An 11211-nucleotide genomic window follows, 5' to 3' on the forward strand; every position below is an offset into this window, starting at 1 on the left:
GGGGTCAGCACTATGGATGAGAAACGCGCCAGGCTTTTATGCGAAAAGGTCGAGCTCGCACACCAGATTACGGGAAAGAAGTGGGTCAGCCTGATTGTTCATACCCTAATGGAGGAACCAAAGCGTTTTAGCGAAATTCATGCATACATCCCTGATCTCAGCAAACGCATGCTCAACGAACGCATTAAAGAGCTGGAGGATAACGGGATCATTATCCGCAATGTCATTACCGAGCGGCCGATCCGTACGGAGTATTCTCTGACACGCAAGGGAACCGAACTCGGCAGAGCGCTTCAAGCCGTGGAAGAATGGGCCGAGAAATGGTTCTAACCGAGCCGGTATCACCATGTCTTATCATTTGCGAAAAGGAAAAAGATCAACCCCACCGGAGTTGATCTTTTTTTAGATATGAAATGGCCGCTGTTACCGATAGAATGTTCATTCTAATCTGGTTGGAACAAAGCCGTACAGATTTGTTTATACATGACATGCCGCATGCTGCGTTGAACAGAGAGATCGATTTTTACAAAAATGTCTTTCGCATCGTCTCCAAGTATTCCTCAATCGGCACGGACTGTCTGAGCCGCATCAATTCATGGGCCGCATTCCCCACGAGCGTACGGAACTGCTTGTTCTTGCCGGTGGCCAGATCCGAAATGACATCCACGATCGTTTGAGGATCATCCGCGTCGGCCCCCTCCGGCTGCTCTAACCGCTTCTTCAGCTGGGCCGTTAGCTCATCGTAGTCGTGAATGTCGGGATTCGTGCTCCAGACCATATTGTTCATAAAGTTATTCCCCGACGATCCTCCCTGCTCCACTAGCCTCAGTTCGATATTCAGCGGTTTCAGTTCGTAATAAAGGCCCTCCGTCAGTCCCTCAAGGGCAAACTTGGACATGTTATACAAGGAGCCCAGCGGAACCGCGCTCGTTACGCCCATGAAGGAGCTGATATTGATGAACATCCCTCCCCCGTTCGCCCGAAAATGCGGCAGCAACGCCCGGATCACATTGATCGGTCCCCGTGTGTTTACGGCAAACTGCCAGTCAATCGCCTCTTCTTCCGCCAGCTCAAGCGCCCCGTAAGTGCCCATACCGGCGTTGTTTACGACGACGTCGATGGTGCCGAAAGCCTCGATTGCCTGCTTCGCGGCGGTTTGAACCTGGTCTACATCCGTCACATCCATTTTGAACAGTTGAATGTTGCTGTATGCCGTCAGTTCCGTTTCTTTTTCCGGCGTGCGCATCGTCGCCGCTACATTCCAGCCCATTTTCGCAAAATGGATGGCCGTTAATTTACCCAGACCCGAGCTGGTTCCGGTAATTAATATCGTTTTGCTCATTGTATAAGCTCCTTTTCTTCTCTATATCGAACGTTCACTCTAACAGGCTGAAAAAACCACACCTATGGTGCGGCGTTATTTGGCAACCGACTTCCAACAGGAGTTAATGACCGTCTGAATCACTTCATCCGTCAGCGTAAAATGCTTCTGTAAATGACCTTTTACCAGGTAAGCCATCGTGCCGTAATGCATCTGGACCATCATGGCCGGCTCCTGCTCAATGAACAGCTGGTAATCGATCGCTTTGGCGTACAAAGCCGCCATCGGCTTACACCAGCCGCCATCGTATGATTCCCGCTTGACGGCATCGTTAATATACGGGGAGAACGAATACTGTTCGATAAACTGAAAACCTTCCGGATGTGTAAGGCTGACCTGGAACACCTTCTCCCAGGCGCGGTTAAAACGGGTCCGGATCGGTTCCTTGGCGTCCATCCCCCGTGTAACATACTCTCCGTTGTATAGAACGATCGCTCGATACAGTTCGTTTATAATTTCTTCCTTACTTGAAAAATAATGATAAATACTTCCGGTAGACACGCCCGATTCCTTGGCGATCAGCGCCATCGACGTCGCCTGCAGCTCTTTTTCGATAATAATGCGCAGCGTCGTTTCCAGCACTGCCTGTTGAACTTTGTTATATTTCTCAAACATGATCGGTTTAGCCTCCAGCCTGCTTTCGAAATTCGAATCACGATAGAACGTTCATTCTAATCTTAACGATCCCTGGTCGTCTTGTCAAGGGACACTCGGTCGGAGGATAGACGCCCTGCTCGATGCCCTGCTCCATACCCCATTATATATAGTAGAAAAAAAGCCAACCCGGCATCATCCTCCGGATTGGCTTTAAAGAGCATAACTTGGAGAGCCATTTTAGGCGTGAGCTTTCTCCTTCTGCCGAACGGTGTGCAGCGCCTCGCTCCAGGACACAAGCTGATCCAGCATGGCGTGAACCGCCGCTTCCTGATGGGCGCCCGGCTTCAGAACCGTGTAATTTTCAAAATCGGTATGCAGGGACAGCCCCACCTGTGCGCGAACATCAGCTACCATCAGCTCGCCAAGGATCAATCGAAGCGCCTCCGCTGCACGCGAGCCTCCGCCGCCGCCATAAGCCACAATGCCTGCCGCCTTGTTGTTCCATTCATGGTACAGGAAATCGATGGCATTCTTCAGTGCTCCGGGTATGGATTTGTTGTATTCGGGAGTCACGAACACGAAGCCGTCAAACTCGGCGATTTTCTTCGACCATGCCACCGTATGTTCCTTGGAGTACTGCCCCATAATCGGGGACATCGGCTCATCAAACAGCGGCAGCCGGTAATCCGCGATATCGACCAGTTCAAATCTGGCGTCGCTCCGACTGCTTGCGATTTCATGCACCCAGCGGCCGATCGCCTCCCCGTTGCGTCCCGGTCTGGTACTCCCAATAATAATTCCAATATTCATCATGACTTCATAACCCCTTCCATGATTCAAAATAGATTAGTAGCTCATAAATAGATTAGTAGCTCATAAATAGATTAATAGTTTATTCATAGGTTACAGTAAGTACTTACTGTCATACAGGGTACATTTCATTCACAGGCACTCACTCACAGCTATCCCGTCACCCGGCACTCGCCGCCTTGTTTACTCAATGGTTGCCCCGTAGGCGGCCTCAACCGTATAATAATCGCCTTCCGCCCCTTCGATCAGATCCTTGATCTTGTCGTAATGCGCTGAGAAATCCGCCTGTTTAAGCCAGGATTGGTGGGCCTCTATACTCTCGAACAATGCAATGGCTATGGCCCGGTCCCGATGGGATGCGCGCAGAAGGCGGCTCCCAAGCGCTCCGTTTACGGTGTCCTGTTCTGCAAAAGAACGCAGCTCCTCAGACTGAATCCGCATGAATTCTTCCAGCTTGCCCGGCTTCACTTGAAAGGCATTAACCCACACGACCGGTTTTCCGCCCATTTTATCATCTCCCATTTCCATTCCTCCTTTATTTTAAACAATGCCAAGCCAATTATGACTGTCAGTACTTACTGTCATTTATGGAACCATCTTATTCCAGAATATGCCGATTGTCAAGAGATGGAATCATCTTTCCGTTGAAGGTTCATTGCCGGCTGTATTCAACGCTAAGTTTTATACATTGTATAATGAAACCTATGTAAAGTTGCTCGCTTGTAATAATTATAGTATACATATGTATAGTGCTTTTTTTGATAGAATAGGATTGGAGGATGTTATGCAACCACGTTCCAAAAAAAAGAAGAAAATGAGCCGGCTCCGCAAGTGGATGCTCAGCATCACGGCTGTAATCGCGCTCCTGCTGATCGGAGTAGGCGGATTCCTTGGATTTTTGCATCATAAAGCGATATCAACCTTACATAAAATATCGGCTGCCGCCGAATATTACGCACCCCAGTCCCAGCAGCAGGAACAAGGGGAGGCCGTCAGCGAACCGCCGGTTGAAAGCGTAACCGAGGCCGACATGAAGCCGATGACTTTTCTGCTCGCCGGAATCGACAACCGCGAAGGCAGCGGGGGAACGATCAATACCGACGTGATGATTTTGGGGGCGCTGAATCCTGAAAAGAAATCGGCCAGCTTAATATCCATCCCCCGGGATTTAAAAATCAGCCAATCCCAGCTGGGGACGCACAAAGCCAACTACTATTACGCCCATTACTATATCAAGGACAAAAAGGCGGCCATGGCCGACACGAAGGAGTTCTTTGGCGACTTGTTCCACATTCCGGTCGATTATATGGTGATGATCAACTTTGAAGGATTCCGGCAGATCATCGATGCCGTCGGCGGCGTCGATGTTGACGTCGACATGGACATGCGCTACAAAGATACGGCGGACGGCACGGATATCAATCTGCGCAAGGGTATGCAGCATCTGGACGGCAAGCAGGCGCTCGACTTCGTCCGCTACCGGAAGTCCAACGACGGATCGTCGCCGTCTTCGGATTTTGACCGGAACCGGCGTCAGCAGCAGGTGCTGAACCAGGTCCTGGACAAGCTCACTTCATTTAAAGGCATCAGCCAATGGGGGCAGGTGCTGGACATTATCGGGGAACAGGTCCAGACGGACATTCCCGCCAAGAACATGGAACGTTGGCTCCTCAATTACAAAAAAATGAAACCGGACCAAATCCAGATGCAGACCGTCGAGGGCCAGTGGAAAAGCCCCTATGTGTATTGGAATGAGCAGCAGCTCAAAGAAGCACTGACCGTCTTGGCCGGTGAGCTGGACCAAAAGCCGAAGAGGCTGTCGACCCTCGGGAACCGTATCGGCTTATATTCCGGAGAGTAACTCATTAGCCTTTCCGGAAAGTAGGGATGGGGATCCGACACAAATTTGCGTGAGCACCCTTAGAGGGTGCTTTTTTATTTTCGATGCTTATCCAATGTTGCGAGGAGGGCGATGAATCCGTAATAGAAATTCTTCTACGAGCATCGGCCTGGAAAATAACAAAGGGCCACTTGTTTGTGGCCCTGGATGGTATAGGGGTATTCGGGACGGTTATTTGGCAGCCGACAGCTCGCTTCCCGTAACCCACATATGGTTTTTGACCGGATCGCCGCCCGTCGTTGGCTCATAATCCACCATATACACCGTCGTTTTCTCGGCGGAATCGATCGTCGCCTTGGCGCCCTTCATTCCCGGCATATGGTCCGCCTCCAGAACGACCTCGTCCCCTGGCTTGAACGGCTCGGCCCCGGCGTTCTCGATCTCCTCGTGGATTACCCATTTGTGGTTCGTCACCTTGGGCCCGCCGGTTGTCGGCGTGTAGGAGACAGCATAGGCCGTCGTGTCATAGGCACCGACAATGGTAGCCTTGGCGCCCTTCATCCCTTTCATGTGGCCGGCCTCGATGATCGCCCGGCTTCCTACTTTGAAAGCCGGATTCGCCGCTTCTTTCAGCCCTGCGGGAACTTCCCCGGAACCGGAATGATGCATCTCGTCCATCTGGTCCATGTTCTTGTCCGAATCGTCCGCTGCCTGCTCGTGCTGCGACGGGGTCACGGATGCCGGCTCCGACGCGGAGTCATTATTTTGGCACCCTCCAAGCACCAGCATGGCTGCGGCGATGAGCATAAGCCATTGTTTTTTCATCATGTCAGCACTCCTTTTCGTCTTCAGAATGACTGTCCTCTTTTAATATACCCTAGTACCCTATACTATAATCATGAACATTGCATGACATCCATTGTGCCCATAACGTTTTCTTTTAAAACTCCGCTCCAATAAGCAGCCGTTCAATCCGAAGATCCATGGGAAATGACGAAAGAACCTCCCTTTCAGACAGGGCCACTATCCGGGAGCCAGTCCGGTGTCTCCAACGCAAAACGCAAAAAAGCATGCCATCCTTTCGGATGACATGCCGTATAACGAACTTATTAGAACGAATCTAACGAGGTCAGAGCTTCCCCTCCAAGTAAGACAAAAACTCGAATGCCGTCGTGCCGTACACATGCTTGTAATGGCGGTTCAAATGGGCCAGATCCACAAAACCGCAGCTGCTCACCGCCAGGTAAATGTCCCGGTGCTTTTCAATCAGCTGCCGAGCCCGCTCCAAGCGGCAGTTCAGGAAGTACTGGTAGGGTGAGAGCCCGGTATTGGCCTTAAATGCCCGGATGAACTGGTATTTGGACATCCCGAACTCTCCACTGATTTCGTCCAGGCGAAGCACATGCTCCAGGTTCTCGTGGATCCGCTCCTTGGCTTTGCGGGTGAACGACGGGGCCTTGATGTCCATCGGCCGCAAAATGTCCTGCGAAAAGTGGCCTGCAACCCGAAACAGCAGCTCGCTGCATACATCCTCGGATTGGCCGCCGGCAATGGCGGTGGACAGATCGAGAATGCTGCGCCGCAGCCCCGCGTCGTACACGATCGGGTCGGAAAAGCGGAGCACTTCCTTTTTCCCCAAAGCCTCCAGGAATTGATCCGGGTGAATGTACAGCATGACATAATCGATGCCGGAGCGTTCCAGCGACCAGCCGTCATGCGTCTGCTCAGGATGAAACAGCATCACACCGCTGCGGTGGGAGGACTGCAGGCTCCCTTCCAGGTCGTACTGCTGAACGCCGCGGAGGGTGACGCCGAGCGCGTACTCCTCGTGGCAGTGCTTTTTGTACGTAAAATCGGCAATGCTCGCCGACAGCGCGGTAATGCCCGCCGCCTGCTTATACTCGAACCGTTCCATCCTCCGCTCACCCCCTCGCGATATCTGTGATCCCGGATACCATTACGGCCGAGTATACCAGAAGCAGGGCGAAAACGATATTCGAGATTTTTTGGTGTTTTTGCAGAATGCCCTTGAGCAGCGTGCCGAACAGTCCCCAGGAAAAATAGGCGGCAACACCGATCAGCGAGACCAATCCCACAAACAGGGCCAAGACCCAACCTGAAGAATAATAGGGCATGACGTAAATGGGAATGACGGTAATGGTGAACAGCACCACTTTCGGGTTCAGAAACTGCATCCAAAATCCCGACATAAAAGACGCCGTCTGCTTGGCCGCCGCCTTGGACACGTCCATGCGGTAAATCTGGTATGCCAGGTACAGAATGAACAAGCTGCCGGCGATCCGCAGCACCGTCAGGATCACAGGCATACCTGTAACCAGCTCCCGGTTCACCACGACCGAAGCGGCCACCAGCAAAGAGTAAGCGATAGAAGCACCGACAATATATTTGGCCGCCTGCCTGAAGCCCTCCTGCCGGACCGCCGCCAAAATGACGATATTCGATGGCCCCGGCGTAAAGGTTACAATGACACAGTACAGCAGAAAAGAAGCAATGTTCATGTTAGATACTCCTCACACCGTCGTTTTTTAGCATTATAGGGTGCGGGGCCGGTAAGCGGATAGTACATTATTGCAGGGGGCTTCTTCAGCCGACCTCTAGAATATAAAACCTATAATAATAAAATAACCCCATCCTTACAAAAGGACAGGGTTAGCATCAAAGTTAAGCCTACAGAACCGGCCATGGAGTTACTTCTGCACAATCTGAATAAGGTTGCCGCATGTATCGTCGAAGACGGCTATCGTAAGATCGCCCATTGTTGTCGGCTCCATCGTAAACCTCACGCCGTTTTCCAATAGCCGCTTATACTCAGTATGAATATCCTCCACGCCAAACATCGTTGCCGGGATGCCATCAGCAAATATCCTCGATTGGTACTCTTTGGCGGCAGGATGGTCATTCGGTTCGAGTAAGAGCTCGGTACCGTTCTGCTCTTCAGGTGAAACAACCGTGATCCACCTGTATTCACCGGCAGGAACGTCCTCCTTTTTGATAAACCCGAGCTTTTCCGAATAAAACTTCAGTGCCCGGTCTTGGTCTGATACAAATATGCTGGTCACAACGATTTTCATCCTTTTTTGCCTCCTTTGAAATTAGTGGTGCTGGTGCTCTCGTCACAATCCGGCGCCATTAAATTACTCTACCCATCCTTCAAGCAAATTTTTAAGCGGCTCGTTGTTGAATATAATGACTCGATATTTTCCTTTTTTTTCTGTCTTGACAAGCCCTGCCTCTTCCAATGCAGCCAGATGTTTGGCAATCGCCTGCCGTGAAATGGAGAGCTCATGCTTCATAATGAGACGTGCGGTAAGTTCATACAACGTCAGCTCGTTGCGCTCGGACAGCTCGTCTAACATAAGCCGCCGAGTCGAGTCGCCAAGAGCTTTGAATATAGCGTCTTTGTCCCAATTCATAAACCTATTATAAGCAACCCCGTGGTTGCATGTCAATGATAAGCAACTTTAGAGTTGCCTGAATTAAAGAAGACAATACAAAAAAACCGCGCCGAAGCGCGGTTGGATGACAGCTGCACGGTATGCGATTAAAGCTCTGCGGTCTGCAGCCGCTGTGCTTGGCCCGGGCGTTCGCCCTTGGCCAGCAACTGGTTGATCGTTCCGATGAGGGCCGGCAGATCGGCCAGCGTATCGATCGTAAAATCGGCCCCGTTCGCCAGAAAAGCCTGTCTAGTGCGCTCAATCGCTTCGGCCCGCTCGGCCGCGGACAAACAGTCGTATTCCTCCTGGCTCAAGCCCATCTCCGAACTGCCGATGACGACGCCGACCGACCATACGCCGGCCTGAACGCCTTCCTGGATATCGGAGGCCGTATCGCCTGCCTTGACCACCTTCCAGGATGCGGACAGCTTCAGATGCTCCATGTTGCGGAAAATCATATATGGATACGGTCTGCCGTAAGACCCCGTTTCGTCGGGGGTGACGAGATGGTCGGGAAAGTACCCTTTTTCCCGTGCGCCCTGAGTGACGACGTCCATCATGGATCGCGTATACCCTGTAGTCGAGCCGATCTTCAGTCCGTCTGCCCGCAGCGCTTCCACCGTCTCGATGACGCCGGGGATCGGAGCCGTATATTCGGACAAAGAGGCCATCAGCGCAGGCTCAAACGCGGCGTACAGCCGGCGCACGTCCTCTTCGCTGAAATCCCGTCCGTACTTGTCCTTCCAGAGAGCAGAAATCCTCGGCGTAGCCAGCATGGCGCGGATGTGGTCGATTTTGAGCATGCCCATCGGTGCTCTGGCTTCCTCCATCGTAACCTCAATGCCGGCTTGGCTGAAAATATCGACAAAGACGTTCACCGGCGCAAAGCAGCCGAAGTCCACGGCCGTTCCGGCCCAATCCAAAATCACGCCCTCAATCCGGTTCATCGCTTCATCCCTCCCATATATTCCTCGATTATATCGCACAACTGCTCGATGTCTTCCTCATAGATCTCCCCGATGTTGCCGATGCGGAACGTATCGACGTCCGTCAGCTTGCCGGGGTAGATGACGAAGCCCCTTTCTTTCACATAGGCGTAAAAGTCGGCAAAGCTGAAATGCTGCCCCTCAGGGAACAAAAACGTCGTAATGATCGGCGACTGCTTCGCTTCCTCGATATAGGCGAACAGCCCGATGCCGGCAAGCCGGTCGCGAAGCAGCCGGTTGTTCCGGCGGTAGCGTTCAAACCGGGCTGGGACGCCGCCTTCCTCCGCCAGCTCGTCAAGCGCCTTGGCAAAGGCAGCCACGACATGGGTAGGCGAGGTAAACCGCCATTTTCCGTCCTTATCCATACCCTTCCACTGGTCGTAGAGATCGAGCGACAGGCTGCGCGCCGTGCCTTGGAGCTCCTTCAGCTTCTCCAGTCTGGCAATGACAAATCCGAAGCCGGGTACGCCCTGAATACATTTATTGGCGCTGCTGATCAAATAGTCGATTCCGTGGCCCGGCACATCGATCGCGATGCCGCCGAAGCTGCTCATGGCGTCGATGATTAGTGTTTTGCCATACGCTTGGGACAGCGCAGATACGGCTTCGAGCGGATTTAATATACCTGTCGTCGTCTCGCAGTGAACCATCGCGATATGGGTAATGGAAGGATCGGCTTCAAGCAAGCCGCGAAGCTCCGTTTCTTCGGGATGCCGGTCATAGTCGATGCGATATTCCGCATAGTTCAAGCCAATATACTGCGCCATCTGGACGATCCGCTCGCCGTAGGCGCCGTTCGTAATGATCAGCACCTTGTCCTGATCGGAAATGGCCGAGGTCATGACCGATTCAACCGCAAACGTGCCGCTGCCCTGCATCAGCACCGCGGTGTATTCCGCGGGATCGGCGCCCGCAATGCCGAGTAATTGGGACCGGATCCGCTGCGTGATCGATTTATAATCATCGTCCCAGGTGCAGCGGTCCAGGAGCATTTCCTCTTTCACCGTTCGGGTCGTGGTCAGCGGCCCTGGGGTTAACAGCTTGTAATGGTTCATGGGTAAGTCACTCCCTGCGGTGTATTGGGTTCCTTCTTGGGTCGTCGCCACTTGTTATTTGGCATCGTTAAAAAACTTCTGGTGCTCCTCCAGGAGCTCCACCGTCAGCGGTTTGGCGAACTTCATCGATTGGGCCGGCTTGTTGATGTCTTCGACCGTCTCACCTTGGTAGAGGGCGACCGGATAGTTCGTGATCAGGTCCTTGCGCGCATCCTTGATGATCGTCTCGGCCATTTTCATGGCGAGGTCGGTCGTGGCATTCTTCTTATCGACCACCGCGATCGACTCGGTCAGCGAGAAGTTGCCTTCCGACGGGTCGACATAATCGATCGGCGCGCCCGAAGCCTTGGCTTTGACCGCCTGATGTCGCAGTCCGAAGCCTGCGGCAACTTCGCCGGCTTCGACCTTCTTGATCGGGCCGGAGCCCGAGCTCTCCAAATGCGGGCCGACGTTTGCGATCAGATCGTGCAGCACCTGTTTGCCTTCCTCTTCTCCGTACTGCGTGATGACGGCCTGCACGAGCAGCCAGCCGGTGGAGGAGTCCATAATGTTCGGAATCGATACCAGACCTTTGTATTCCGGCTTCGTCAAATCCTTGATCGATGCCGGCTTCTCCAATCCTTTTTGCTTCAGTACCTCGGTATTCACAAAGATCGATCCGGTATTGGCCAGAATCGGCATATAGTAGGACGGATAGGAGTCCATGGCGTTTGTGGTAAAAGACAGGTCCTTGTACATGTGATACTTGCTCTGCGAGCTGTCGATAAAATACGAGCTCATCGTGATGAGATCGGCCTCGATGTCGCTTCCCTCCGCCATCAGCTTTCCGCCGAGCTCGGAAGTGCCGAGTGACTGCAGCACGTATTTGCCGTCGTAGCCGGCATTTTTCAGTGCGGTCTCCATTGCGGCCACCGCTTCTTCGTCGCCGTTGGTGTAGATGACGACCTTCTTGGATTCCTCCGCTTTACTGCTGCTGCATCCGACTAGAGCGAATACGAGGCTGATGGCGAGCAGGGTGAGCAGAAGGCCTTTGAACGTTTTGGACTTGGACATGGACATGGGTAAATTCCCTCGCTTCAAATAAAAT

General features: G+C 52.6%; 14 protein-coding genes. 2 read left to right on the top strand and 12 right to left on the bottom strand.

Annotation, left to right across the window (positions count from 1 at the left end; all coding sequences use genetic code 11):
- The first annotated feature begins 12 nt into the window (after positions 1–12).
- On the top strand, positions 13–330 hold the full coding sequence (locus tag C7820_RS23230; RefSeq protein WP_076173085.1) for a winged helix-turn-helix transcriptional regulator: 318 nt from the start codon (positions 13–15) through the stop codon (positions 328–330).
- A 193-nt stretch (positions 331–523) separates the two neighbouring features.
- Here the strand turns inward: C7820_RS23230 and C7820_RS23235 are convergent, their stop codons facing one another.
- From C7820_RS23235 to C7820_RS23250, 4 genes are all read right to left on the bottom strand, one after another.
- Positions 524–1342, bottom strand: a complete 819-nt coding sequence (locus C7820_RS23235; protein ID WP_116233031.1) for an SDR family oxidoreductase — start codon at positions 1340–1342, stop codon at positions 524–526.
- Between the two features lie 75 nt (positions 1343–1417).
- Positions 1418–1996 carry a TetR/AcrR family transcriptional regulator gene (locus C7820_RS23240; protein WP_116233032.1) on the bottom strand — a complete coding sequence of 193 codons (579 nt, stop codon included), beginning with the start codon at positions 1994–1996 and terminating at the stop codon, positions 1418–1420.
- 219 nt (positions 1997–2215) lie between these two features.
- Positions 2216–2791 carry an NADPH-dependent FMN reductase gene (locus C7820_RS23245; RefSeq protein ID WP_116233033.1) on the bottom strand — a complete coding sequence of 192 codons (576 nt, stop codon included), beginning with the start codon at positions 2789–2791 and terminating at the stop codon, positions 2216–2218.
- A 180-nt stretch (positions 2792–2971) separates the two neighbouring features.
- Positions 2972–3310 (bottom strand): antibiotic biosynthesis monooxygenase family protein, encoded by a 339-nt coding sequence (locus C7820_RS23250; protein ID WP_181909168.1) that lies wholly within the window; start codon positions 3308–3310, stop codon positions 2972–2974.
- Positions 3311–3572: 262 nt separating this feature from the next.
- On the opposite strand from C7820_RS23250, the gene C7820_RS23255 reads away from it, so the two are divergent.
- Positions 3573–4649: an LCP family protein gene (locus C7820_RS23255; RefSeq protein ID WP_076173090.1), complete on the top strand. Its 1077-nt coding sequence runs from the start codon at positions 3573–3575 to the stop codon at positions 4647–4649.
- Between the two features lie 210 nt (positions 4650–4859).
- On the opposite strand, the gene C7820_RS23260 is transcribed toward C7820_RS23255, so the two are convergent.
- The 8 genes from C7820_RS23260 to C7820_RS23295 all read right to left on the bottom strand — a co-directional run bounded on the left by C7820_RS23260 (position 4860) and on the right by C7820_RS23295 (position 11183).
- Positions 4860–5453: a YdhK family protein gene (locus C7820_RS23260; protein WP_116233163.1), complete on the bottom strand. Its 594-nt coding sequence runs from the start codon at positions 5451–5453 to the stop codon at positions 4860–4862.
- 304 nt (positions 5454–5757) lie between these two features.
- Positions 5758–6543: an AraC family transcriptional regulator gene (locus C7820_RS23265; protein WP_116233034.1), complete on the bottom strand. Its 786-nt coding sequence runs from the start codon at positions 6541–6543 to the stop codon at positions 5758–5760.
- A gap of 7 nt (positions 6544–6550) precedes the next feature.
- On the bottom strand, positions 6551–7147 hold the full coding sequence (locus tag C7820_RS23270) for a LysE family translocator (protein ID WP_116233035.1): 597 nt from the start codon (positions 7145–7147) through the stop codon (positions 6551–6553).
- Positions 7148–7336: 189 nt separating this feature from the next.
- Entirely contained in the window at positions 7337–7720 is a 384-nt protein-coding gene (locus C7820_RS23275; RefSeq protein ID WP_116233036.1) for a VOC family protein, read from the bottom strand.
- A gap of 63 nt (positions 7721–7783) precedes the next feature.
- A complete protein-coding gene (locus C7820_RS23280) occupies positions 7784–8062 on the bottom strand; it encodes an ArsR/SmtB family transcription factor (protein ID WP_116233037.1) in 279 nt (92 codons plus the stop codon).
- A 128-nt stretch (positions 8063–8190) separates the two neighbouring features.
- The gene (gene phnX / locus C7820_RS23285; protein ID WP_116233038.1) at positions 8191–9030 is read right to left on the bottom strand and encodes a phosphonoacetaldehyde hydrolase; all 840 of its coding nucleotides are present in this window, start codon (positions 9028–9030) and stop codon (positions 8191–8193) included.
- The gene (phnW, locus tag C7820_RS23290) at positions 9027–10124 is read right to left on the bottom strand and encodes a 2-aminoethylphosphonate--pyruvate transaminase (protein WP_116233039.1); all 1098 of its coding nucleotides are present in this window, start codon (positions 10122–10124) and stop codon (positions 9027–9029) included. The genes phnX and phnW overlap by 4 nt, the downstream gene beginning before the upstream one ends.
- A 54-nt stretch (positions 10125–10178) precedes the next feature.
- Positions 10179–11183: an extracellular solute-binding protein gene (locus C7820_RS23295; protein WP_258875362.1), complete on the bottom strand. Its 1005-nt coding sequence runs from the start codon at positions 11181–11183 to the stop codon at positions 10179–10181.
- Positions 11184–11211: the final 28 nt, after the last annotated feature.

The organism is Paenibacillus sp. VMFN-D1 (genome assembly GCF_003386155.1).
Lineage (GTDB): Bacteria > Bacillota > Bacilli > Paenibacillales > Paenibacillaceae > Paenibacillus_AQ > Paenibacillus_AQ favisporus.

Coding starts and splice junctions, on each gene's coding strand:
- C7820_RS23240 (WP_116233032.1), bottom strand. CDS start 1,996: ATGTTTGAGAAATATAACAAAGTTCAACAGGCAGTGCTGGAAACGACG.
- C7820_RS23260 (WP_116233163.1), bottom strand. CDS start 5,453: ATGAAAAAACAATGGCTTATGCTCATCGCCGCAGCCATGCTGGTGCTT.
- C7820_RS23250 (WP_181909168.1), bottom strand. CDS start 3,310: ATGGGAGATGATAAAATGGGCGGAAAACCGGTCGTGTGGGTTAATGCC.
- C7820_RS23280 (WP_116233037.1), bottom strand. CDS start 8,062: ATGAATTGGGACAAAGACGCTATATTCAAAGCTCTTGGCGACTCGACT.
- C7820_RS23230 (WP_076173085.1), top strand. CDS start 13: ATGGATGAGAAACGCGCCAGGCTTTTATGCGAAAAGGTCGAGCTCGCA.
- C7820_RS23270 (WP_116233035.1), bottom strand. CDS start 7,147: ATGAACATTGCTTCTTTTCTGCTGTACTGTGTCATTGTAACCTTTACG.
- C7820_RS23235 (WP_116233031.1), bottom strand. CDS start 1,342: ATGAGCAAAACGATATTAATTACCGGAACCAGCTCGGGTCTGGGTAAA.
- phnX (WP_116233038.1), bottom strand. CDS start 9,030: ATGAACCGGATTGAGGGCGTGATTTTGGATTGGGCCGGAACGGCCGTG.
- C7820_RS23265 (WP_116233034.1), bottom strand. CDS start 6,543: ATGGAACGGTTCGAGTATAAGCAGGCGGCGGGCATTACCGCGCTGTCG.
- phnW (WP_116233039.1), bottom strand. CDS start 10,124: ATGAACCATTACAAGCTGTTAACCCCAGGGCCGCTGACCACGACCCGA.
- C7820_RS23245 (WP_116233033.1), bottom strand. CDS start 2,791: ATGATGAATATTGGAATTATTATTGGGAGTACCAGACCGGGACGCAAC.
- C7820_RS23255 (WP_076173090.1), top strand. CDS start 3,573: ATGCAACCACGTTCCAAAAAAAAGAAGAAAATGAGCCGGCTCCGCAAG.
- C7820_RS23275 (WP_116233036.1), bottom strand. CDS start 7,720: ATGAAAATCGTTGTGACCAGCATATTTGTATCAGACCAAGACCGGGCA.
- C7820_RS23295 (WP_258875362.1), bottom strand. CDS start 11,183: ATGTCCATGTCCAAGTCCAAAACGTTCAAAGGCCTTCTGCTCACCCTG.